The 23266-nt window shown below is 71.4% G+C and carries 22 protein-coding genes; 9 read left to right on the top strand and 13 right to left on the bottom strand.

What is annotated here, in order from left to right; translation table 11 throughout:
• Entirely contained in the window at positions 1-1926 is a 1926-nt protein-coding gene (locus M8542_RS15675) for an MFS transporter (RefSeq protein WP_257920880.1), read from the bottom strand.
• 38 nt (positions 1927-1964) lie between these two features.
• Positions 1965-2735: a glutaminyl-peptide cyclotransferase gene (locus M8542_RS15670; RefSeq protein ID WP_257920879.1), complete on the bottom strand. Its 771-nt coding sequence runs from the start codon at positions 2733-2735 to the stop codon at positions 1965-1967.
• Positions 2736-2786: 51 nt separating this feature from the next.
• Here M8542_RS15670 and M8542_RS15665 point away from each other — a divergent pair, with 51 nt between their 5' ends.
• Together M8542_RS15665 and M8542_RS15660 are read left to right on the top strand one after the other, a co-directional pair.
• Positions 2787-4781, top strand: a complete 1995-nt coding sequence (locus tag M8542_RS15665; RefSeq protein WP_257920878.1) for a DUF3027 domain-containing protein — start codon at positions 2787-2789, stop codon at positions 4779-4781.
• Entirely contained in the window at positions 4762-7581 is a 2820-nt protein-coding gene (locus tag M8542_RS15660) for a sacsin N-terminal ATP-binding-like domain-containing protein (protein ID WP_257920877.1), read from the top strand. The genes M8542_RS15665 and M8542_RS15660 overlap by 20 nt, the downstream gene beginning before the upstream one ends.
• On the opposite strand, the gene M8542_RS15655 is transcribed toward M8542_RS15660, so the two are convergent.
• Complete coding sequence (locus tag M8542_RS15655; protein WP_257921062.1) at positions 7578-7805, bottom strand: DUF2530 domain-containing protein; 228 nt, start codon at positions 7803-7805, stop codon at positions 7578-7580. The genes M8542_RS15660 and M8542_RS15655 overlap by 4 nt on opposite strands.
• Positions 7806-7887: 82 nt before the next feature.
• Between M8542_RS15655 and M8542_RS15650 the strand changes: the two genes are divergently transcribed.
• Positions 7888-9360, top strand: a complete 1473-nt coding sequence (locus tag M8542_RS15650; protein WP_257920876.1) for an NCS2 family permease — start codon at positions 7888-7890, stop codon at positions 9358-9360.
• Here the strand turns inward: M8542_RS15650 and M8542_RS15645 are convergent.
• Positions 9350-9892 (bottom strand): hypothetical protein, encoded by a 543-nt coding sequence (locus M8542_RS15645; protein ID WP_257920875.1) that lies wholly within the window; start codon positions 9890-9892, stop codon positions 9350-9352. The two genes, M8542_RS15650 and M8542_RS15645, sit on opposite strands and share 11 nt — an antisense overlap.
• Before the next feature lie 98 nt (positions 9893-9990).
• Between M8542_RS15645 and M8542_RS15640 the strand changes: the two genes are divergently transcribed.
• Both M8542_RS15640 and M8542_RS15635 read left to right on the top strand, forming a co-directional pair.
• Positions 9991-10422, top strand: a complete 432-nt coding sequence (locus M8542_RS15640) for a MarR family winged helix-turn-helix transcriptional regulator (RefSeq protein WP_257920874.1) — start codon at positions 9991-9993, stop codon at positions 10420-10422.
• Between the two features lie 122 nt (positions 10423-10544).
• On the top strand, positions 10545-11801 hold the full coding sequence (locus tag M8542_RS15635) for an MFS transporter (protein WP_257920873.1): 1257 nt from the start codon (positions 10545-10547) through the stop codon (positions 11799-11801).
• Here M8542_RS15635 and M8542_RS15630 read toward each other — a convergent pair.
• The 6 genes from M8542_RS15630 to M8542_RS15605 all read right to left on the bottom strand — a co-directional run bounded on the left by M8542_RS15630 (position 11798) and on the right by M8542_RS15605 (position 17671).
• The gene (locus M8542_RS15630) at positions 11798-12820 is read right to left on the bottom strand and encodes a flagellar basal body-associated FliL family protein (RefSeq protein ID WP_257920872.1); all 1023 of its coding nucleotides are present in this window, start codon (positions 12818-12820) and stop codon (positions 11798-11800) included. The two genes, M8542_RS15635 and M8542_RS15630, sit on opposite strands and share 4 nt — an antisense overlap.
• A gap of 277 nt (positions 12821-13097) precedes the next feature.
• Entirely contained in the window at positions 13098-13901 is an 804-nt protein-coding gene (locus tag M8542_RS15625; protein WP_257920871.1) for an arylamine N-acetyltransferase family protein, read from the bottom strand.
• 103 nt (positions 13902-14004) lie between these two features.
• Entirely contained in the window at positions 14005-14628 is a 624-nt protein-coding gene (locus M8542_RS15620; protein ID WP_003088226.1) for a superoxide dismutase, read from the bottom strand.
• 197 nt (positions 14629-14825) lie between these two features.
• Positions 14826-15485 (bottom strand): biliverdin-producing heme oxygenase, encoded by a 660-nt coding sequence (locus M8542_RS15615; RefSeq protein ID WP_257920870.1) that lies wholly within the window; start codon positions 15483-15485, stop codon positions 14826-14828.
• A gap of 73 nt (positions 15486-15558) precedes the next feature.
• Positions 15559-16155: a TetR/AcrR family transcriptional regulator gene (locus M8542_RS15610; RefSeq protein ID WP_257920869.1), complete on the bottom strand. Its 597-nt coding sequence runs from the start codon at positions 16153-16155 to the stop codon at positions 15559-15561.
• A gap of 16 nt (positions 16156-16171) precedes the next feature.
• Positions 16172-17671: a glutamate-cysteine ligase family protein gene (locus M8542_RS15605; protein WP_257920868.1), complete on the bottom strand. Its 1500-nt coding sequence runs from the start codon at positions 17669-17671 to the stop codon at positions 16172-16174.
• A gap of 211 nt (positions 17672-17882) precedes the next feature.
• On the opposite strand from M8542_RS15605, the gene M8542_RS15600 reads away from it, so the two are divergent.
• From M8542_RS15600 to M8542_RS15590, 3 genes are read left to right on the top strand one after another with little or no spacing between them, the layout of a single operon-like run.
• The gene (locus M8542_RS15600; protein ID WP_257920867.1) at positions 17883-18689 is read left to right on the top strand and encodes a TrmH family RNA methyltransferase; all 807 of its coding nucleotides are present in this window, start codon (positions 17883-17885) and stop codon (positions 18687-18689) included.
• Between the two features lie 11 nt (positions 18690-18700).
• The gene (locus tag M8542_RS15595; protein ID WP_257920866.1) at positions 18701-19312 is read left to right on the top strand and encodes a DUF2537 domain-containing protein; all 612 of its coding nucleotides are present in this window, start codon (positions 18701-18703) and stop codon (positions 19310-19312) included.
• A gap of 16 nt (positions 19313-19328) precedes the next feature.
• Positions 19329-19682, top strand: a complete 354-nt coding sequence (locus tag M8542_RS15590; RefSeq protein WP_257920865.1) for an MmcQ/YjbR family DNA-binding protein — start codon at positions 19329-19331, stop codon at positions 19680-19682.
• 91 nt (positions 19683-19773) lie between these two features.
• On the opposite strand, the gene sepH is transcribed toward M8542_RS15590, so the two are convergent.
• The 3 genes from sepH to M8542_RS15575 form a co-directional block, all read right to left on the bottom strand.
• Positions 19774-20619 (bottom strand): septation protein SepH, encoded by an 846-nt coding sequence (sepH, locus tag M8542_RS15585; RefSeq protein ID WP_257920864.1) that lies wholly within the window; start codon positions 20617-20619, stop codon positions 19774-19776.
• A 189-nt stretch (positions 20620-20808) separates the two neighbouring features.
• Positions 20809-21951 carry a sensor histidine kinase gene (locus M8542_RS15580; protein ID WP_257920863.1) on the bottom strand — a complete coding sequence of 381 codons (1143 nt, stop codon included), beginning with the start codon at positions 21949-21951 and terminating at the stop codon, positions 20809-20811.
• Complete coding sequence (locus M8542_RS15575) at positions 21948-22610, bottom strand: response regulator transcription factor (RefSeq protein ID WP_257920862.1); 663 nt, start codon at positions 22608-22610, stop codon at positions 21948-21950. The genes M8542_RS15580 and M8542_RS15575 overlap by 4 nt, the downstream gene beginning before the upstream one ends.
• Positions 22611-22720: 110 nt before the next feature.
• Here M8542_RS15575 and M8542_RS15570 point away from each other — a divergent pair, with 110 nt between their 5' ends.
• Positions 22721-23266, top strand: a complete 546-nt coding sequence (locus M8542_RS15570) for a hypothetical protein (protein WP_257920861.1) — start codon at positions 22721-22723, stop codon at positions 23264-23266.

Genomic DNA, 23266 nt, shown 5'->3' with positions numbered 1-23266 from the left:
CTACCGGCGGGGCGCCGGGTCCCTGGGCAGGCCCTGGGCCGGGAAGCTGCCGGTCGGCTCGGGGCGCAGCGGCCGGTCGCCGCCGAGGCCCGGCACCAGCGAACCGCCGCGGCGCACCAGGTACGTCTGGGTCAGGCCGACCGCCAGCACGACGGTGATGACCAGGAAGCCGATCCAGTACGTCGGCGGCAGCAGCAGGCCCGCGCCGCCGCCGAGGCACCACGCCAGCTGCAGCACGGTCTCCGAGCGGCCGAACGCCGACGCGCGTGACTCCTCGGGCAGGTCTTCCTGGATGACGGCGTCGAGGCTGATCTTGGCCAGCGCGCTCGCGGTCGCGCCGACCAGGCCGACGATCGCGGCCGTGGCCAGGCCGGGCAGCAACGTCGCGACCAACGCGGCCAGCACACAGCCGGCGACGCAGCCGACGATCACCTGGTCCGGGCTGCCGAACTGCAGGCGCGAGCCCAGCGCGTTGCCGAGGAAGCCACCGGCGCCGGCCGCGGCGCCGATCACGCCGAGCAGCAGCAGCTGCATGAACGGCGTCTGGCCGCTGCCCTCGGTCTGGGCCTTGACCGCGAACGCGGCGAACATCATCAGGAAGCCGGTGAGCACACGCACCGAGCCGTTGCCCCACAGCGCGACGACGATGTGGCGCCCCAGCGGCTGGCGGCGCTTCTTCTCGGTCGGGTGCGCCGAAAGCGACGTCGGGACTTCGCCCTCGGTCGCCTCGACCCAGGACGGGATCCGCATCGACTGCACCGCCGCCGCGACGCAGATCAGCGCCGTGAACCACAGCGCGCCGGACGACCCGGCGATCGCGTTGACCCCGCTGGCGAGCGCGCCGAACACACCCGCGGCGAGCAGGCCGAACGTCGTCAGCCGGGCGTTGGTCTTGGAGAGCGTGATCTCCGAGGGCAGCACGCGGGGTGTCACCGCGGCCTTGAGCACGGTGAAGGACTTCGAGAGCACCATCATCCCGAGCGCGGCGGGGTAGAGCAGCCAGTCGTCGAAGTGCAGCGCCATCACGACGGCCATCAGGCCCTGGCCGACCGAAGACGCGCACATCGCCAGGCGGCGGCCGCGCTGCACCTTGTCGAGCGCGGGCCCGATCACCGGCGCGACCAGCGCGAACGGCGCGATCGTGATGAGCAGGTAGAGCGCCACCTTGCCCTTGCTCTCGCCGCTGGTCGCGGCGAAGAACAGCGTGTTGGCCAGCGCGATCGCCATCGCGGCGTCGCTGGCGTAGTTCAGCATCACGGCGTAGGTCAGCGAGGTGAGGCCCGATTTTTCGGCGCCGTCGGCCTTCGTCGCGCGCTGGAAGGCGCCGACGGCCTGGCCGGTCAGCTGCCGGCCGCGCATCGCCGCCACGCGCGTGACGGTGATCTTCTTCGGCAGCTTCGGCGTGCCACCCGGCGTGCGCGGCTCTTCGCGCGGCTGCTGGGGCTCCGGCTCGGGCGGCCGCGGCTCACCCGCGTAGCCGCCGGTGTCGTAGTGCTCGTACTCACCGCTGCCGGGCCGGCGTTCCCCCTGGTAGAAGCCTTGTGGTGGCTCGCGGTGGATGCGGTCGGTGCGGTTCGGGTCGTGCGGCGGCGGGTACGGCCGGGCACCGCGCGGCGGTGGTGGCTGCGGCGATGGTGGCTGAGGCGGCGGCCGGTGGCCCATCGGGGCGGCGGCGGTCGGGGCCTGGTTCGCGTCCGGCCCGCGGTCGTCGTAGTAGCCGCCGCGCGGGGCCGGCGGCGGCACCGGGCGTTCGACGCGGGTGGGCGGCGGCGCGCTCTGGTGCTCGACGCGCGTCGGCGGCGGGGCGACGGCTTCCCGCCAGGGCTTGGCCTGGGTGGCGCGCGGCTCCGGCGTCCAGCGTCGCTTCGACTTCCGGCCGCGCGGCGGCGAGCCGGAGCCGTCGGAGCGGGAGCCGAAGAGTGCCACGCCTCAATCCTGCCTTACCGGGGGTCGGTTCCGCCTGCTCATCCCGGCTTTACCGGGACGAACCTCACTCGGAACGTCGTCGGCCACTGCTTCCCGGCGAGCAGGAACTCATCGGTCCCGGGGACGGCGGCGATACCGTTGAGCACGTCTTCGGCGCCGGTTTCGTTCAGCTGCGCGCGCAGCTGACCTGCGTCGATCGTCGCGGTGACGTGCCCGCTGGCGGCGTCGACACGCAGGATCGTGTCGGTGTGCCAAACGTTTGCGTAGACGTCACCGCCGACGCACTCGAGCTCGTTGAGCTGGTCGCGGCCGACGTCGACGCTGCCGGTGACGGCGAAGGTCTTCGGGTCGCGGAAGGTCAGCCAGGACGAGCCGTTGCTCATGACGAGCCGGCCGTCGGCCTGGTGGCACAGTCCCCAGCCTTCGCCCTGGTACTGGACCCGTCGCAGCTCGGCGAGGGTTCCGGCGTCGCGTTCGATGGCGACGCCGTCCTGCCAGGTGAGCTGCCAGAGCGTCGGCCCGAGGACGGTGACGCCCTCGCCGAAGAGCGGCGAGGGGAGGGTGACGGTTCTTTCGGGTGAACCGCCGGCCGGGCCCGCGGTGAGTTTCGACTGCCCGGCGAGGCCGGTGCTCTCGTAGAGGGTGCCGCCGGCGAACTCGAGGCCTTCGGTGAAGGCGGCGGGGTCGTGCGGCAGCGTCGAGAGGACGTCGACGGTGAGCTGTTCCGGGCCGCTTTCCTGGGCGGGCGCACTGGCGCAGCCGCCGAGGGCGGCGGCGAGCAGCAGCGTGGTGAGGATCGGCGTGCGCACGAGGAACAGCCTGGCACGGGCGCCGAGGATGCGTGCGGCACAATTGGCCGCATGACGCTGCTGCTGACCCTCGATGACGGTTCCGTGCAGCGCAAGCTCGCCGATGCGGTGGAGTTCGCGCGCGCGGCGGTGCTCGACGAAACGCCCGGGGAGCAGATCGGCGCCCATGTGGGCGTAACGCGTGAGGACGCGGTCACGGCGAGTCACCTGTTCGAGGCCCAGGTCCCGGGCTACCGCGGCTGGCGCTGGTGCGTGACGGTGGCCCTGGCGGGCGACGACGAGCCGGTGACGGTCAGCGAGGTCGTCCTGGTGCCGGGCCCGTCGGCGTTGATCGCGCCGGCGTGGGTGCCGTGGGAGCGCCGGGTCCGCGCGGGCGACCTGGGCGTGGGCGACATCTTCCCGACGGACGAGAACGACCCCCGCCTGGCCCCGGCGTACCTGCAGTCGGACGACCCGGCGGTGGAGGAGGTCTCGCGCGAAGCGGGCCTGGGCCGGGTCCACGTGCTGTCCAGGTACGGCCGCACGGAGGCGGCGTCCCGCTGGCACGGCGGCGAGTTCGGGCCGCGGTCGGACATGGCGCGGAGTGCGCCGGACGTGTGCGGGACGTGTGGGTTCTTCGTGCCGTTGGCGGGGTCGCTGCGCGGGGTGTTCGGGGTGTGCAGCAACGACATCGCACCGGCGGACGGGCATGTCGTGGACGTGCAGTACGGGTGTGGGGCGCACTCGGAGGTAGAGGTCGAGGTGACTTCGTCGGTCCCGGTGGCGGAGCTGGTGTACGACGATTCTTTGTTGGACTTCGCGCCGGCGCCGGATGAGGTGGCTGCGGAGGCGGAGGCCACGCCCGAGGCTGCGGCGGCCGAGGTGGAGGCCAAGCCGGAGGCTGCGGACACGGCGGTTGCGGAGCCGGAGGCTGCTGCGGCTGCGGCCGAGGTGGTTGCGGAGCCGGAGGCTGCTGCGGCTGCGGCCGAGGTGGTTGCGGAGCCGGAGGTCCCTGCGGACGCGAAGCCGGAGGCGGTTGCGCCCGCCACGGAGGCTGCGGTCGAGGTGACTCCGGCGGGGGCTGCCGCGCCGGAGATCTCTGCGGACGCGAAGCCGGAGGAAACGGCTGCGACAGCCGAGGTGGTTGCGGAGCCCGAGGTCGCTGCGGCGGCGGAGCCGCAGACGGTGGCCAAGGAGGTGCCGGCCGAGGCGGAAGCGGCAACCAAGCCGGCGGCAGCCGAGGCACCTGCGGCGGCGGAGCCGGCGGCCGAGATGGCAGCCGCGGAGGTGGAGACGGCCGCGGCCGAGCCGGCGACGGGCATGGCAGAGGCAGATCTGTCCCCGGCGGAGGTGGAGCCGGAGATCGCAGCGGCGGCAGAGCCCGAACTGGCGACGAGCCCGGCTGAGGCCGCGTCGGCGGCTGGCGAGGTGGCTGATGTTGCGGCCGAGCCGGAAGCGGCGGGTCCGGTTGAGGCTGAGCCGGCTGTTGCCGAGGCGACTGATGTTGTGGCGGAGCCGGTGGCGGCGGAGTCAGCTCCGGCGGAGGCGGCGAGCCCTGCCGTGGCCGAGCCGGTGGTGGCGGAAGCGGCGGGTCCGGTTGAGGCTGAGTCGGCGGCGGCGGAGTCAGCTCCGGCGGAGGCGGCGAGCCCTGCCGAGGCCGAGCCCGTGGTGGCGGAAGCGGCGGGTCCGGTTGAGGCTGAGCCGGTCGCTGCCGAGGCGGCGGAGGGCGCAGCCGAGCAGCCTGCGGCCGATGTGGTTGTGGATCCGGCTGAGGCAACTGCCGTCGAGACGGCGATCGGGGCCGAGCCCGCCGAGGCGAGTGCTGCGGAGCCCGCCCAGGCTGATGCGCCCGAGGTTGAGCGCGCTGCCGCGGAACCGCAAGCCGCCGGGCCGGTTGTTGCCGACGTGCCCGAGCCCGCCGAGGCGGAGCCGACTCAGGCTGAGGTGACCGATGCGGTTGCCGAACCCGAAGCGGCCGTCACCGAGGAAGCCGAGCCAGTGACCCCGCAGGACGAAACCAACCAGAGCGACGGCGCCGAAACCTCCAGTGACCACCGCGACGCCTGAGCCCACCGCAGCCGACCCCTTCGGGACCGCGCGGCTTCGGGACTCCACCCTGCGCTCCTGGCAGGACTCGCCCACCCGGCTCATCGAGGACACCAACGTCGAGCGGGATCTGCGGGTTGGGGCCTATCGGGATCGGCTCTTCGTCGAACTCGCCCAGAACGCCGCCGATGCCGCCATGGCCGGCGGGACTCCCGGGCGGGTTCGGGTGTCCCTTGTGGACCGTGAACTTCGGTTCGCCAACACCGGGGCGCCGCTTGACGCCCGGGGTGTTGCCTCGCTCGCCTCGCTGCGGGCTTCCGGCAAGGGTGAAGGCGCCGTCGGGCGCTTCGGTGTCGGGTTTGCCGCCGTGCGTACCGTTTCCGATCGGCCCTCCGTGGTCTCCACCACCGGCGGCGTCGCCTTCTCCGCCGAACGGACCCGGGAAGCCGCCGGCATCGCCGGTGACGTTCCGGTTCTGCGACTTCCTTGGCCTGTGGTCAACGATGTCCCCGAGGGCTTCGACACCGAGGTCCGCCTTCCATTGCGGGACGACATCGACGGGGCCGCCCTCCTCGACGACCTGAAAGGCGACATCGCCGATCTGCTCCTCGCCCTGCCGTGGCTGGCCGAGGCCGAAGTGGACGGTCGCGTTTGGACTCGGGCCGTCGATGGCCACACCGTTCAGATCCGGGGACCCGAAAAGGAAACCCGGTGGCTGACGCATCGTGGTGACGTCGTGTGGGCGGTTCCCGTCACCGACGAAGGAACTCCCGAGCCGCTCGGAGAAGACGTCCTGCATGCGCCGACGCCGACCGATGACGGGCTGTCGCTGCCGGCAAGGCTTCTCGCGTCCCTGCCGGTCGAGCCGTCGCGACGTCGGGCGCTGCCCGGGGCCGAACTCGACCGGGCGCTCGAGGCCGCGGCTGCCGAGTACGTGCAGCTCGTTCGCCTGCTGCCCGCCGAACAGCGGTTCGCGCTCGTTCCCGTGCCCGGGTTTCCGAAGTCCACTGTGGATGCCAAGCTGCGCGACGAAGTGCTCGCCCGGCTCGGCAGTGAGCCGTGGCTGTCCACTCAGGATGGTGGCGAGGTCGCCGGGCGGCAAGCGAAGGTGCTCGACGTCGACGTGCCCGGGCTGCCGAAGCTTTTGGCCGACGTCGTGCCGAACATGCTCAAGGGTGCCGCTCCCGCGCAGGTGTTGAAAGCCGTTTCGGTGCAGGTGATCAGCATCGAAGAGGTGCTGGAAACGCTCACCGGGGCCACGCGGGAACCCGGCTGGTGGCACGACGTCTACGACGCGCTCGCCAAGGCCGTCGAGTCCCATGCGCTGGCCGCGGAACGGCTGGACGGCCTGCCCGTCCCGCTCTCCGACGGCCGGACGTTGCCCGGCGCGCGGGGCTGCCTGCTCGTCGAAGGCTCGGCCGAACTGCTCGAACTGCTGTCCGATGTGGACATCCCGGGGCTGCGGCTCGTGCACCCCGCCGCGTCGCACCCGCTGCTGGAACGCCTGGGCGCCAAGCAAGCCGACGCTCGGGAACTGCTCAACGCCGACCAGCTGCGCGACGCCGTCGAGCGCAGTGTCGAGGACGTCCGCTCCGGATTGGACGGTACGACGCTCGCCGGCGCCGTACTGCGGCTCGTCGCCGACTGCGGGGACGACGCGCCCGGCTGGGTCGGCGCGCTCGCCCTGCCCGCCACCGAATCCTGGCGCCGGGCCGACGAGCTCGTGCTCCCGGCGTCGCCGCTGCTGGACGTCTTCGACGAAGAGGTCTTCGAGGAGGACGGCGCGCTCGACGTCCTCGACGAGGACTTCGCCGAAGACTGGCCCGCCGGCACGCTCAAGGCCGCCGGGGTGCTCGACTCCTTCGCGCTCGTCACCGACGACGAGCCGCACGAGCCCGACCACGACCTCCCCGACGAGGAAGCCTGGTGGGACTCGCTGCCGGAACCGCCGTCGACGCTGCTCGCCGTCCGGGACCTCGACCTCGTCGCCGACGACGCCTGGCCCGCCGCGCTGCGGCTGCTCGCCGCGCGGCCCGAGACCTGGCACGCCTTGCGGGCGCCACACGGACATGCGCGCTGGTGGATCGCGCAGTACGCCGTGCTCGGCGGCCTCGCGCCCAACGAGTGGCGGCTACCGGACGCGGACCTGGCCGGGCTCTACGACGAAGTTCCCGATCTCGGGCTGAGTGAACAGCTCCTCGCGGCCGCCGGGGTGCGCGCCGACCTCACCTTGTCCACTGTGGAGGAAGCCGGCGACCTGCTGAACCGGCTCGCCGATCCGGAACGCGCCGTCTCGGCCGGGTTGACCACGCGTGCCCACGACGCCGTCGTCGAGTCCGGGCTGGCGCCGCGCCCGCCGCGGGCCGTCCGGGCGGCGGACGGGTCCGTTGTCGACGACGCGCTGGTCCTGGACGTGCCGTGGGGGGCCGGGGCGCTCGCGGCCGACCAGTACGTGGTCGCCCCGGAGGAGCCGGAGCGGCTCGCCGAGCTGCTCGACCTGCCGCTCGCGAGCACCACGCCCGCCGAGGTCACCAGCGAAGGCGAGTACGCGCCCTGGGCAGACCTCCCCGCGCTGAAGCTCGTCGCGGACCAGCTCGGCATCCGGCTGCCCGAGGGCGGTGTCCTCGTGCACGACCCGCTGACCGTGTCGATCGAGGGCGCCGCGCACGACGTCCAGTGGTGGTCCGACGACCGGCTGCACGCGGCCGACACCTCGGAAGGCCTGGCCCGCGCGTTCGCCTGGGCGGCCGGCCGCTGGCCCGACCGGCACCTGATCACGGCGCTGCTCGACGACCCATCGCCGAGGACGTTGCTGGCCTAAAGCCGCTGGGCCGACTTCGACCCGCGCCGGGCGGCGGCGCGCTGCCAGGTGATGATCGCCATGCCGATGAACCCGAGCGCGAACCCGGACAGCGCCGTCTGCACCCACAGCCCCGAAGTCGTGAAGAACAGCACCACCAGCGCGACAGCCCAGATCGAGGTGCCTACGATCACCACCGGCGTCAGGTCGGTCAGCTTCTTGGGCAGCTCCGGCGTGTGCCGCAACGAGCCCGTAACCTCCGGTGGATTGATCGGTTCACTCACGAGGTGCAGGGTACTCCGCAGCAGCGACAGAATGGGCAGGCCAATGGCGGAGCAGGAGACGACCCGCGCGGGGACGTCCACACTGGACCGGTTCTTCAAGATCACCGAGCGGGGTTCGACCGTGCCGCGCGAGCTGCGCGGTGGCCTGGTCACTTTCGTCACGATGGCCTACATCGTGGTGCTGAACCCGCTGATCATCGGCAGTTTCTCGGCCGACGACGCGGGTGCGCACAAGGACCTCCTCGGCGGCATCCTCCCGGTGTCGAACGTCGCCGCGGTGACCGCCCTGGTCGCCGGCGTCATGACGATCCTGATGGGCCTGGTGGCGAACTACCCGTTCGCCATCGCGACCGGCCTGGGCATCAACAGCCTGGTCGCGGTCACCATCGCCCCGCAGATGACCTGGCCCGAGGCGATGGGCCTGGTCGTCATCGAGGGCGTGATCATCGTCCTGCTCGTGCTCACCGGCTTCCGCACCGCGGTGTTCCGGGCCGTGCCGCCCGCGCTCAAGTCGGCGATCGCCGTCGGCATCGGCGTGTTCATCTGCCTGATCGGCCTGGTCGACGCCGGGTTCGTGCGCCGGCTGCCGGACGACGCGCACACGACCGTGCCGGTGGGCTTGGGCATCAACGGCTCGATCGCGTCCTGGCCGACCGCCGTGTTCGTCGTCGGCCTGCTGATCACCGGCGTCCTCGTCGTCCGCAAGGTCAAGGGCGCCATCCTGATCGGCGTGCTGTCCTCGACGGTGCTGGCGATCGTCGTCGAAGCGATCGTCAAGGCCGGGCCGTCGCAGGGCACGAACCCGAAGGGCTGGAACCTCGGCTACCCGGCGCTGCCGGACCAGGTCGTCGGCCTGCCGAACCTCTCCCTGGTCGGCGACGTCTCCTTCGGCGCCTGGACGCGGCTGCCGATCATCACCGTCGTGCTGCTGGTGTTCACCCTGGTGCTCGCCGACTTCTTCGACGCGATGGGCACGATGACCGGTCTCGCGAAGGAAGCCGACCTGCTGCCGAAGGACGGCCAGCTGCCCAACGTCGGCAAGGCGCTGTTCGTCGAGGGCCTCGCCGGCGCGGCCGGCGGGTTCGGCTCGGCCAGCTCGAACACGGTGTTCGTCGAGTCGGCGTCCGGCATCGCGGAGGGCGCGCGGACCGGGCTGGCGAACATCGTCACCGGCGTGCTGTTCCTCGCCGCGATGTTCCTGACGCCGCTCTACCAGGTGGTGCCGGTCGAAGCGGCCGCGCCGGCGCTGGTCGTGGTCGGCGCGATGCTGATGGCGCAGGTGCGCGACATCGACTTCACCGACTTCTCGATCGCCCTGCCGGCGTTCCTGACCATCGTCGTCATGCCGTTCACGTACTCGATCGCCAACGGCATCGGCGCCGGCTTCGTCAGCTACGTCGTGATCCGCGCGGCCACCGGCAAGGCCCGCCAGGTCCACCCGCTCATGTGGGTGATCGCGGTGGCCTTCGTCGCCTACTTCGCGGTCGGGCCGCTGCAGGCGGCGTTCAGCTCCTGATCATCAGAGCCGCGTCGAGAACGCCCCGGTTGCGCTCGAACTCCGTGGCCGGGGCCTCGAACCGCACGGTCACCAGCGCGTCGCCGGCGCCGACGCCGACCACGCTCACCCGGCGCGGCACGCCGCCGCGTTCGTAGGTGTAGTCCCATTCCGCGGCGTCGCGGTCGCCGATCGGGGCGTGCTCGGCGACGGTGCCACCCTGCCCGGCGGCCACCGCCCGCAGGCCGCCGACGGCGTCCTCCTGCGTGATCGGCACGCGGTCGGTCTCGAGCAGGAGGTCACCCCGGCGGTAGCTCGCGCGCTCCTTGTCTCGGCTCACGGCCCAAGTGGCAGGCACCGGGATCTCGATCGCCGGACCCTCCGCGAGCCGGTAGACCTCCAGCTGCCCTCGGGTGGGCACCGTGGTGGTGGTCGGGGCGACCAGTGGTGGTGGCGCCGCCGGGGGAGCGTCTTCACCGGGCCAGAACTGCGCCACCACGATCGCCAGGACCGCCGCGCCGACCACGGCCCCGCCCACCACCTGCTTCTTCACGCTTCCCCCGTCCGTCCGCAGTGAGGACGCCTGAGGTCGCGGCGGGTTGCGGCGGAGATCACCCGTTCGCCCGAAGTTTCGTAAGGTATGCTAACTATATGTCCGGCGACACGCACGACCGTTCCTTGGCGAGCCGGTTGCGTCTCGCGGTGGTCCGGCTCAACCGCCGGCTGCGGGCACAGCGCGTCGGGGACGACCTCACACTCACGCAGGTCGCCGCGCTGTCCACCTTGCACAAGTGCGGTGCGCTGACCCCCGGTCAGCTCGCCGCGAAGGAAGGCGTCCAGCCGCCCTCGATGACGAGGGTGATCGCCGCGCTCGAGGAGATGAAGTTCGTCGAGCGGCGCCCGCACCCGACCGATGGCAGGCAAGCCATCGTCGAGCTGTCCGAGAGCGGGCTGGCCTACGTGCAGAAGGCCATCTCCGTGCGGGAGGCGTGGCTGGACCGGCAATTGGCGGAACTCGGCGACGAAGAGCGTGAAGTGCTCTCCAAAGCCGCCGAAATCATCGACAGGATGGCGGGGAACTAACCACGGTGACGGCCACGGGTAGCGAAACGAAGCGTTCGATCGAGACCACTGCTACCCGGGACACGGCGCCACCGCCGTCCTCATCGCCGCCGTCGCCGCCTTCGAAGGCACAGCGCGGCAGCATGTTCGCCTCCCTGCGGATCCGCAACTACCGGCTGTTCTTCACCGGCCAGGTCATCTCGAACATCGGCACCTGGATGCAGCGCATCGCCCAGGACTGGCTGGTGTTCACCCTCAGCGGCAACAACCCGATCGCCCTCGGCGTCGCGGTGGCACTGCAGTTCGCGCCGACGCTGTTCCTCTCGCTGTGGGCCGGCGTCCTCGCCGACCGCGTCGACAAGCGGCGGCTGCTGACCTGGATCCAGGCCGCGGCGTGCGTGCAGGCCGTCGTGCTGGGGCTGCTGGACCTGTCCGGGATCGTGACGCTGTGGCAGGTCTACGTCCTGTGCTTCACCCTCGGCGTGACGGCGTCGCTCGAAGTGCCGACGCGGCAGTCGTTCGTCGCCGAGATGGTCGGGCGGGACCAGATCGCGAACGCGGTCGCGCTGAACTCGTCGATCTTCAACATGGCGCGCATCGTCGGGCCGGCGATCGCCGGGTTCGCGATCACCTGGATCGGCACCGGCTGGCTGTTCATCGCGAACGCGGCCAGCACGATCGCGGTGATCGCCGGGCTGATCCTGATGAACCCGGACAAGCTGTTCCGCGTCGCGGCGGTGCCGCGCGAGAAGGGGCAGCTGGCCGAGGGCCTGCGCTACGTCCGGCGGCGCTCCGACCTGATGACGGTGATGGTGCTGGTGCTGTTCGTCAGCACGTTCGGCATCACCTACTTCAGCTCGCTGCCGATCGTGGCGGCGAACGTCTTCCACACCGCGGCCGACGGCTACGGGCTGCTCTCGACACTCGTCGCGGTCGGCACGTTCACCGGGGCGATCATGTCGGCGCGCCGCGGCACGAAGGGACGGCCGCGGGTCCGGCTGATGCTGGTCTCGGCGTTCTTCCTGGGCGTGTTCGAGCTGATCACGGCCTTCATGCCGACGTACCTGACCTTCGGCATCGGCCTGATCCCGCTGGGCTTCGCCACGATGACGTTCCTCAACACGGCGAACGCGCTGGTGCAGACGTCGGTCAGCCCGGAGATGCGGGGCCGCGTGATGGGCCTGTACGTGCTGGTGCTCATCGGCGGCAACCCGATCGGCGGGCCGATGGTCGGGTGGATGGCCGACGCGTTCGGCGGACGGTCTCCCTTCTACATCGGCGGGGCGGTTTCGGCGGTCGCCGCGGTCGTGTGCGCGGTGGTGCTGATCCGGCGGGGTGGGGTTTCGTGGCCGGTGCAGCGCGGGTTCGGGCTCCGGGTGCTGAAGCGGGCGAAGGTCTAACGGCCGAGTAGCGGTGGCACCACCTTCTCGGCCAAGTCGCGGAGGGCGTCGCGGGGTTGGGTGGCGTCGATCCAGCTGATCTCCAGTGTCTGGCGTGAGTCGTCCAGCAGCTGGACCACCACGTTGCTGCCCGACGCGTTGTCGTGGGCCGGGCGGCCCGCGACGCGGTCGGGGAAGTAGTCCTCGCCTTCGCTGTGGTAGGTCAGGGAAACCGCGGTGCCGTCGTTCTCCCGCGCGCACGAGCCGAACGGGCCCGGCTTCAGCTGGTCGAGCGGGGCGCCGAGGGCCTTGGCCAGCTGGGTGCACAGCTGCCACGAGATGAACGGGTAGGGCGCGTCCACGATCCCCGACCCGGGGACCGGGGTCATCTCGCGAGATTCGCCGGTGCGGGGCAGGGCCGGGCCGGGCGTGGTGATCGCGCCGATCATCGGGCCGGCCAGGGACAGCGCCATGCTGCGGAAGTCGTGCTCGTCCCGGGCGCCCGGCACCCGGTTGACGATGAGCTGGAGGCTCGAACGCGTCCACTTCTCCGTGGCGTCGCTCAGCCTGGCCGTGAGGATCTCGCCGTAGCCGTTCAGGCCGAACGGGCCCACGGTGGCTTGGCGGCCGGAGACCGTCACGGGCTCCGGGGCCGTCCCCCGCATCGGCACCGGGTCGGCCCACAGGGTCGCCGAGGCGTCGACGGTGGCGGTGACGACGTGGCACTGGCCGTTCTTGTCGACCTCTTGCCGCACCGGACCGCCCAGCACGCTCGCCCACGTCTGCTCCGGCACCGCGGCGCAGAGCACCTGACCGCTCGTGCCGGACGGCAGTGCTGCGGCCATTTCCCCGGTCGGCATCGGCACCGGCCGGAGCGGCTCACCGCCGGGCGTGGGCCACTGCGCCGGCAGCTCGAGCGGCGCAGCCCTCGGCTCCGCCGATCCGGGTTCCAGGAACCAGGCGGCCGCGCCGCCCAGCACGATCACCACAGCCAGGACCGACAGCGCGATCAGCACCGTGTGGTCTTTCGGTGGATACATCCCCCTCGTGTTCACGGAGTGACCGTAGCGCCACGCACCGACAGTTTTCGGCGGTTTCGCACAGCTGAAGCCACTCGAACGAGTGAGATCGGGGTCTCCGCGAGGAGGCTCTTGCCCGGGAGATGAGGTTAGGCTAACCTCATACATGTCCGCTTCGTGGTGGGAGCGGCAGTCAGTTCGGGAACGGACAGAGCCCCGGCCTGGGAACCCCAGGCCGGGGCTCTGTTCATTGCAGGGCAGCGGCGGGGTTCATTACAGGGCAGCGGCGGGGTTCACTTCACGGCAGTGTCGGGCTGAGCGCGCCGCTCGTCAAGGGACTCTCACCCGGCGGAGTCGGCAGCCGCGTCAGCGGGAGGTCGAAGTAGACCCGGTACGCCAGCCGGACCGCCGCTTCCGTCCCCAGGACGACCTCGTGCCGGACGCCGTCGACCGTCTCGATCAGCCGGTCTCCCGAGAGCGTCACGCGGCCCTGGGACGTCGGCCGCGAGCACGTCAGCGACTTCGTGAAGTGCGACGCCGGGGACGTCGCCTGCCACCACGCCATCGGGACGAAGTCCGCCAGCGGGCGCGGCCGGCGCTCCAAGCGGTACTGCGGGACGCCGTCCAGCAGCACGTCGACGTCGCCGTGCGGGGCGTCCAGCAGGAGGAAGTCGCCGCCGGGGTCGGGCTGGGCGTCCACGCCGGACAGTCGCAGCGGGAGCCGCGAGAACTTGCCGAACCCGACGTCGACCAGCCACGGCTCGGCCAGTGAGACGACGATCGCCGCGTGGTCCAGCGGCGGGCCGGGCGTGCCGTCCGGGTGGAAGACCTGTGCCGCGTGCAGTTCCGCGTCGTACCCCAGTGCGCGCAGCAGTGCGGCGAACAAGCCGTTGAGCTCGTAGCAGAACCCGCCCCGGTGGCGGCGGACGATCTTGTCGAAGAGCGCGTCTTCGGTCAGCTCGACCGGCTCGCCCAGGTGGATGCTCAGGTTCTCGAAGGGGACCGCCAGCAGGTGGCGTTCCTGCAGGAGGCGCAGGGTCGCGAGGTCGGCCGCGGCGGGCCGATCCACGCCGAGCCGGGCCAGATACGCGTCGACGTCCATGCGTCCAGCGAAACACCTCGACCGCACTCGAGGTCAAGGGATTTTCACCCGGCGACGAAAAACGGGGCCCTCCCCGCAGGAAGGACCCCGTTGGCGCCGGTGCTCAGCCGAGCAGCAGGCCGTTGCCGCCGGCGACGGCGTTGTCGAACCGCTTGGAGATCTCGGCCCAGTTGAAGATGTTCCACAGAGCCTTGACGTAGTCCGGCTTCACGTTCTTGTAGTCCAGGTAGAACGCGTGCTCCCAGACGTCGACCAGCAGGATCGGCACGGTCGGCAGGATCAGGTTGTTGTGGTGGTCGCGCAGCTGCTGGGTGATCAGCGTCTTGCCGATCGGGTCCCAGGAGAGCGCGCCCCAGCCGTTGCCCTGGATCGTGGTCGAGACGGCGGTGAACTGCGCCTTGAACTTGTCGAAGGAGCCGAACGCCTCGTCGATCGCCGCGGCCAGCTCGCCGGTCGGCTTGTCGCCGCCTTCCGGCGACAGGATCTTCCACCACACGACGTGGTTGGCGTGGCCGGCCAGGTTGAAGGCCAGCGTGGTCTCCAGGCCGACGATCGAGCCGAAGTCGTTCGCTTCGCGGGCGGCTTCGAGCTTGTCGAGCGTGTCGTTCGCGCCCTTGACGTAGGTCGCGTGGTGCTTGCTGTGGTGCAGCTCGTTGATCTCGCCGGAGATGTGCGGCGCGAGGGCGCCGTAGTCGTAGTCGAGATCGGGCAGCTCGTAGCGGGCCATTGGCCCTCCTTCTGTCTTCGACACAAGTTTCCGGTATCGAACCTAGTAGCACACACCGCACCGCGGCGAGCGGGGGCGCGTGGCCGTCACACACTGGGACGGCGGCTCCTCGGGTGGCGTACCCGAAGGTCCGCCACCCGAAACCGAGCCTGCTACCTGGACCTAACTGGAGGTCAACGAGCTGTGACGACGATCATTCAGGCGCGGAACTCGTCGAGCCGCGAAGCCAGTTCGTCGAAGACGGCGACGTTGCATTCGAACGCCACCACCGTCTCCTCGATCACCCGCGCGCGCTCGGCCTCGTCCCACGGCGCGTTGTCGAGCTTCGCCCGGTACTGGTCCCGGAAGCGGGGCGCGCTGCCGATCTCGTCGAAGTGGTAGAAGAGCGTACCCGCTTCGGCGACGTCGTAGGTGCGCTCCAGCAGCCGCCGGATGGCCTGGCCGCCGGCGATGTCGCCGAGGTAGCGCGTGTAGTGGTGGGCCACGTACCCGCCGGCCCACGCCGACGCCTCCTCGATCCGGGCGACGTACGCCCGCGTCGAGGCGAGGGGCGAGATCGTCGAGCGCCAGTCCGGGCCGACGAGGTGGGCGAGGTCGCGCTCCAGGCTGGGCAGCCGCCGCAGCTCGTCGAAGACGAACTCGCCCCCGACCGGGTGACCCGCCATCGTGTCGCTCGCCGCTTCGATCGCGCTGTAGACGAAGTAGTACTGGATGGCCAGCTGCGTGTAGCCCTCCTGGGTCAGCTCACCGCCGAGCAGGGCACGCATGTACGTCGAGTAGTTCGCCTTCTCGTGCACCTCGAGCGTGGACGCGCGCAGCGTCGCGGAGAAGGGGCGAGCCTCTGTGGTCACCGACATGGGCAGGCCTCCCGGCGATCGATCTGACACGCTGTCAGAAAGATCGTAGGCCATATTTCCGGGTTAGGCTACCCTAAATCACAGCTCCGATGGCCCGGAGCACGAACCGGACGGCCGCCTCGATGACGTCGTCCAGCTGTTCGGGGGGCCCGTCGACCAGCGTCCGGTTGCCCAGTGCGGCGGTGATCATCGGGATCAGGACGTCCGGGTCCTCGGCCGGCCAGCGGTCCAGGTCGACCCCGCCGGCCAGGATCGCGCGCAGCCGGTCGGTGATCGGGTCGGCGTGCGCGCTGATCCGCCGGTACGCCGCGGGCGCCAGCGCCGACGCGAGCGCGGTGCCCGGCGGCATGTGGTACTCGGCCAGCACACGCAGCTGCAGCCGGACGAACGTGGCCAGCTGGTCGACCGGGTCCGCCTGCGCTTCGACCGCTTCGGTCAGCCGTGTGACGTACCGGGCCGCCTCGTCTTCGACGAAGGCGACGAGCAGGCTTTCCTTGTCGGGGAAGTGGTTGTAGAGCGCGGTCCGCCCGACACCGGCCGCCGCGGCGACGCCGGCGAGGGTGATCGCGTCGAAGCCGCGTTCGTAGAGCTGGGCGCGCAGGACGTCGAAGACCCGGGCGCGGACCTCGCGGCGGTGCGCTTCCAGCGACTCACCGAGAATCTTCGGCATCGACCCAGATTAGCGGTCAATCCGCCAACGGCCAGGTGTGCACCGGCTCGCCGGACTCCGACAGCTCCAGGTAGCGCCCCAGCATCCGGGTCAGCGCCGTCTCGCGGTCCATCCCGCGGTCCTGCGCGCGGACGACGAAGTCGCGCTGCCAGGTCGCGCCGGTGCGCCGCGCGAGGCACCGGCGCTCGATGATCCCGAGGTAGCGCTCACGGGCCTCGTCGGAGACGTCGGAGCGGCGCAGTCCTTCGTGGGCCAGCGGCAGCAGGACGCGCAGCGCCAGCTCGTCCGGCGGGATCCAGCCGATGCCCGGCCAGTACAGCTGCGCCTCGAAGCCACGGCGCGCGCCGGCGTAGAGGTTTTCCTCGGCGGCCTGGAACGACATCTGGCTCCACACCGGGCGTTCCGCCTCGGCGAGCGCGCGCTGGGCGCCGTAGAAGAACGCCGCGTTCGCCACCGTGTCGACGACCGTCGGCCCGGCCGGCAGCACGCGGTTCTCCACGCGCAGGTGCGGCAGGCCGTCGACGACGTCGTACACCGGCCGGTTCCAGCGCCAGATGGTGCCGTTGTGCATGCGCAGCTCGGTGAGCTTCGGCGCCTGGCCCGCGTCGAGTGCCTCGATCGGGTCTTCGGCGTCGGTTTCCGGGAGCAGGCCGGGGAAGTAGCGGACGTTCTCCTCGAACAGGTCGAAGATCGACGTGATCCAGCGCTCGCCGAACCACACGCGCGGCCGCACGCCCTGGTTCTTCAGCTCCTCGGGCCGGGTGTCGGTCGCCTGCAGGAACAACGGGATGCGCGTCTCGTGCCACAGCGCCTTGCCGAGCAGGAACGGCGAGTTCGACGCGAGCGCGATCTGCAGCCCGGCCAGGCACTGCGCCGCGTTCCAGTGCGCCGCGAACTCCTCGGGCGCGACCTGGAGGTGCAGCTGCACGCTGGTGCACGCGGCTTCCGGCAGGATCGACTCCGCGTAGCTGCGCAGGCGTTCGGGCTGCTGACCCGGCAGCGGCGCGCCTTCCATGGCGAGCACCGTGCGTTCCCCGCGCGCGGCGAAGATCTGGTCGTTCAACGTCGAGTACCGGGTCTTGTTGGTCAGCCACTTCTGGTCGAAGTGCTCGTGCTTCAACGTCGGCAGGATGCCGATCATGGCCAGCGACGACCCGGTGTCGCGGGCCTTCGACGCCGCCGTGCCGAGGTACGCGCGGAGGTCGTCTTCGAGCTGCAGGGCCGAATCGCCGGCCAGCGGCCGCGGCGGCACGTTCAGCTCGATGTTGTGCTGGCCCAGCTCGGTGGTGAACGACGGGTCGTCGAGCGCCTCCAGCACGGCGGTGTTCGTCATCGACGGACGCAGCTCGCGGTCGACCAGGTTCAGCTCGACTTCGAGGCCGATGTTCTTGCGGGGGAACGAAAAGCTGCCGTCGGTGAGCATGCGGGCCAACGTGTCCAGGCAACGCTGCACCTTGCGGCGGTACCGTCCGCGGTCCAGCGTGTTGAACGGCTGCGCCGCGAGGTCCATCCCCATGACCATCCCTGCTTTGCGTCGTCGTGGAACTAGGACGTGTTTCAGGTCCCGGCGGACAACCGTTACACAGCCGATGCAACCGGGCTAGCGGCCAAACTGGTGCTCTCCGTCACGACGAGTTAACTGACAGCAAAATGACCCCGTTCGTACCACTCGCGGTTCGACGTTCGGACCAGTGCCGCGCCCGGCAGGCGGGTGACAGACTGGGCGGATGGGCGTGATCCACATCGACGACTCCGGCGACCCCAGGGTCGACGATTTCCGCGACCTGTCCACAGCGGACCGGCGGCCGGACCGCCCGGGTGGCAAGGGACTCGTGATCGCCGAAGGCACTGTCGTGGTGTCCCGGCTGCTGACGTCCCGCTACCCGGTGCGGGCGTTGCTGGGCGTCGAACGGCGGTTCGCCGAGCTGGCCGCCGAGCTCGCCGGGACGGATGTGCCCCAATACGTCACATCCGCCGAGACGATGGCCGACGTCGTCGGCTTCCACCTCAACCGCGGCATCCTCGCGGTCGCGGACCGGCCGGCCCCGCTGACGATCCCGGAAGTCGTCGGCGGCGCGGACACGATCGCCGTGCTGGAAGGCGTGGGGGACCACGAAAACCTCGGTGCGCTCTTCCGCAACGCGGCCGCGCTCGGCGTCGGCGGCGTGCTGCTCGGGCCGGGCTGTTCCGACCCGCTGTACCGGCGCAGCGTACGCGTGTCGATGGGCCACGTCCTGCGCGTGCCGTTCGGGCACCTCACGGACTGGCCGGGCGGGCTCGACGACCTGCGGGCACGCGGGTTCGCCGTCGCCGCGTTCACCCCGCGGCCGGGCTCGGTCCCGCTGCGCGAGCTGCGCAAGCACGCGCCCGGACCGGTGGCTCTGCTGTTCGGCGCCGAAGGTCCCGGGCTGACCGGTGCGGCGCTGGCGGCGGCTGATCACGCGGTGCGGATACCCATGCCGGCCGGAGTCGACTCACTGAACATCGCCACGGCCGCCGCCGTCGCCTTCTACGAACTGGCCTCGGGTGACTAAGGTTCAGGTCCATGGAGCTGCGGATCCGCGGTGAGCGCGCCGTGCTGGCCGGACCTGGCGGGGACCACGCGCGCGAAGTGGACCCGCACAAGCTCGCGATCGGTGCCGACCTGGCGCAGGCCCTGCACGAGTGGGCGCGCGTGGCGGCCGCGGTCTCGGCGGAGTCCGGCGGCGAAGCGGGCGCGGTCGTTTCCCAGCGCGGCCGCCAGCTGGCCGGCCGGCTCGCCGCGGTGATGGGCACGAGCGTGCGGTTCGTGGACCCGGTGACGGGCGCGGACACGGTCGTCGACCCGCCCCCGCGGGCCGAAGCACCCGGCCGGAAGTTCGTGCGGACCCTGCTCGGCCCGCCCGGCCCGCCGGGGGAACCGACGCCGTGGCTGACCGGGCTGACGGTGTCGGCGTTCATCGCGGCCGTGGTGGTGGTGGCGATGCTGGCACTGGCGTCGACGCTGGCGCGCGAGACGAGCGGCTGGCTGGCGCTGGTGGCGTCGGTCGTGGTGACGGCGGGGATCGCACCGTCGCTGTGGCTGATCCGCCGCACGCCGATCCTGCGCTGGGCAGCGTACGGCGCGGCGGGCGGCGTGGTGATCGCGTGGATCGGTGTGCTGGTGATCGCCTTCTAGCTCGTAGTCTTGCGGGATGGAGCAGCTCGACGCGTTGCGGAAGTTGTGTCTGGCCCTGCCCGAGGCGACCGAACGGCTCAGCCACGGGACGCCCACGTGGTTCGTGCGCGGCAAGAAGTCGTTCGTCATGTTCCACGACGACCACCACGGCGACGGCCGGCTCGCGTTCTGGTGCCCGGCGCCGCCCGGTGCGCAGGAAGAGCTGGTGCGCACCGAGCCGGAGCGGTTCTTCCGGCCCGCGTACGTCGGGCACCGCGGCTGGCTGGGCGTACGGCTGGACGTCGACGTCGACTGGGGTGAGATCGACCGGATCGTGCGCGAGGCGTACCGCCAGGTGGCGCCTAAGACACTCGCGGCCCGGCTGGACTAGCGCCCCAATGTGGCCTTCGGTGCGTCAGACGCACCGAAGGCCACATTGGGTGCGTCAGACGCAACCAAGGCCACATTGGGGCGCTTGGGGCTTAGCCGCGCTGCGAGCGGACCCCGAGCAGCACGTCCTCCCAGGACGGCACGATCGGGTGGCTCTTCTTGGCCTTCGGCCGCGGCTGGTCGGCGGTGTCCTCTTCCGGGTCCGCCGGGACGCGGGGGATCTCGCGGGTGTCGTCGTCCGGGTCCGGCTCGGCGGCCGGCAGCTCGGCGTGGTCCTGCGGCGGCACCGAGTCCAGCGTCGGCTGGAACTCCGCGTCGCGGGCCGGGTCCAGGGCGCGGACCGTGCGGGGGGCGCGGTAGGCGTTCGGGTCCAGCAGGACCTCGGCGTTCTCGTCGAGCGCCATGACCGTGCCGCCGTGCGCCCCAGGCGCGAACGCCCAGTGCGCGCGGTTGTCCGAGCGCCCGGCCTTCCACTGCAGCACGACGACCCAGCGGCCGTCGTCGCCCTTCCAGGCGTCCCAGGTGGCCTTCGAGTAGTCGTGCCCGCGGACGCCGAAGCCGTACGCGACGACCTCGCCGAGCGTCTGCACGTCGGGGCCGTCCTCGCGGACCGGGTGGGCGCTCTGCGCGAGCTCGGCGGTGCGCGACCGCTCGAGCAGGACGGGGTAGGCGTAGCGCTCGACGCGCTGCTCCGAAATCCCGGCGCCGCTCGCGACTTGCTGGACTGATTCGCCGGCGCGGATTCGCGCCTGGATCTCGCGTGGCCGCATCTGGCTCTCCAACTCGATTTCGATCTGGCCGAGGCGGGTGATGTCCCCCCGCGCCGCCGCGCGCAGTCTCTCATCGGCCGGGAGGAGGAAACGCGTACGGCTCGCCGGGTCTTCGCACACGATGGACTTACCGTCCTCGTGCAGCCCGACCACTCGTAGCGTGCGCATTGTTCGCCTTCCCCGATGCTTCACCGTTGTGGGTGCCCACGTTAGAACGGCGCGTCGGCTTGACGTGCGAGGCGCGCCGAGTCCGTGCCGAACTGCCCACTGTTCATTTCGCGACGCTCGCATCATGGATCACCCAGGTCGGCGGCGGCCGGGTGACACGCTGGACACGGTCAGTCACGATCGAGTGGATCAAGAAGGCGGCAACCGGACCGTGACGGTGAGGCCGCCGCGACGGCCGGGCTGGGCTTCGGCGTACCCGCCGTGCGCCTGGGCGACCGACCGCACGATCGAGAGCCCGAGCCCCGCGTTGCGCGAGTCGCCGGTCCGCTCGGACCCGACCCGGCGGAACGGCTCGAACAACGTCGGCACGGCCTCGGGCGGCACCACCGGCCCCGAGTTCCGCACCTCCAGCGCCGGATCACCGCGGACTTCGACGTACACCCAGCCACTCGAGGCGTTGTACGTGATCGCGTTGACCACCAGGTTCGTCACCAGCCGCTCCAGCAGCACCGGGTCGCCCGCCACCACGCGCGGCCGCAGCCTCGTCTCCACCGTCACCCCGGCCGCCTTCGCCGAAGCCGACGTCGCCCGGACCACCGACGCGACGACCTCGTCCAGCCGGACCGGCGTCCGCGCGTGCAGGCCGCGGTCGCTGCGGGCCAGGACCAGCAGCCCTTCGATCATCCGCTCGCTGCGCTCGTTGGTGAGCAGCAGGTGGGTACCGAGCTTCCGCAGCTCCGGCGTCACTTCCGGGTCGGCCATCGCGACCTCGACCAGCGTCCGCTGCACGGCCAGCGGCGTCCGCAGCTCGTGCGACGCGTTGGCGACGAACCGCTTCTGGCTGTCGAACGACTCCGCGAGCCGGTCGAGCATGCCGTCGAAGGTGTCCGCCAGCTCCTTCAGCTCGTCGGGCGGGCCTTCGAGGTTGATCCGCCGGTCGAGCTTGCCCGCCTCCAGCCGGCGCGCGGTCGAGGTGATGTCGTGCAGGGGCCGCAGCGCCCGGCCGGCCATCAGCCAGCCGAACAGCACGGCCAGCGCGGCCGTCGCGACCAGCGCGATGGCCGAGCCGACGAGCAGGGTGGACAGCGTCGAGGAGCGGTAGTCCTCCAGCGAGCCGCTGAGCAGCCGCACCGCGACCCCCGCCGGCGCCGTCTCCGCCGGGACGCCGTAGGTCAGGTCGGCCGAGCCGATCGTCGTCGACGCGACCCGGGCCGGGTCCGGCAGCGTGCTCTGGACCAGCAGGTAGTTGATGACGACCAGGACCAGCCCAGCCAGCAGGAACAGGCCGCCGTACCAGGCGGTCAGCTTCGTCCGGACGGAAATGCCGTTCACGGCGTGCCGAACCGGTAGCCGGCGCCGGGCACGGTCTCGATCACCGGCGGGTCGCCGAGCTTGCGCCGCAACGTCATCACCGCGACGCGCACCGCGTTGGTGAACGGGTCGGCGTGCTCGTCCCACGCCTTCTCCAGCAGGTCTTCGGCGCTGACCACCGCCCCTTCGGCTCGCATGAGCACCTCCAGCACGGCGAACTCCTTCGGCGAGAGCAGCAGGAACCGGCCGTCACGCGACGCCTGGTGCCGCGGCAGGTCGAGCACGACGCCGTCGCGCTCCAGCACCGGCGGCAACGCGGGCCGCGCGCGCCGCGAGAGCGCCTGGACCCGCGCGACGAGCTCGGCGAAGGCGAACGGCTTGGTCAGGTAGTCGTCGGCGCCGAGGCCCAGGCCCGCGACGCGGTCGGTGACGTCGGCGGCCGCGGTCAGCATCAGCACCCGCGCCTCGCCGCCCGACCGGACCACCGCGGCGCAGACGGCGTCGCCGGGCACCTTCGGCAGGTCGCGATCCAGCACCACGACGTCGTAGCCGTGCACACCGACGCGTTCCAGGGCCTGCTCGCCGTCGTAGCAGACGTCGACGGCCATCGAAAACCGCCGGAGTCCCTCCGCGACCGAGTCGGCCAGCAGCCGTTCGTCCTCCACCACCAGCACCCGCACCCGCCCAGTCTGCGCAGGGAGGCCATAAGGACCGCATAAGCGACGTCGCTTAGCGCGCCCGAATCCCCCGATCCGTAGACCTGGCACCCATCGGACGAAAGGAGCGGGCCATGCGGACACGGATCGTCGTCGCGGCGCTCGGGGCGGCGTTGCTGCTCGGGGGCTGCGGCGCGAAGGGGGACGGCGGCGACAAGGTCGCGTCGATCTCGACGCCGCCGAAGTCGGGCGGTCCCACGGCCGCCGACAACAGCGGCAAGAGCGACGAGGACAAGATGCGCGACTTCGCCAAGTGCATGCGCGAGCACGGGGTCGACATGCCGGACCCGAAGCCGGCCGGCGACGGCGGTGGCATGGCCATCACGCTCGACGGCGACGGTGCGGACAAGGGGAAGATCGACACCGCGCAGAAAGCGTGCAAGCACCTCATGCCCAACGGCGGCGAGATGAAGCCGCCGAGCGCCGAGGAGCTCGACAAGATGCGCAAGGACGCGAAGTGCATGCGTGACCACGGCATCGACATGCCCGACCCCGATCCGAGCGGCAAGGGGATGACGCGGGCCGGCAGCGTCGGCGACGACCCGAAGAAGTTCGAAGAAGCCGCCAAGGCGTGCGGGCTCGGCTTCGCTTCCAGCAGCCGCGCGGAGGGCGGGAAGTGA

The organism is Amycolatopsis iheyensis, from assembly GCF_024703995.1.
Classification (GTDB): domain Bacteria; phylum Actinomycetota; class Actinomycetes; order Mycobacteriales; family Pseudonocardiaceae; genus Amycolatopsis; species Amycolatopsis iheyensis.
The sequence above is the reverse complement of the archived record's forward strand: the minus strand, read 5'-3'. Positions and strand labels throughout refer to the sequence as shown.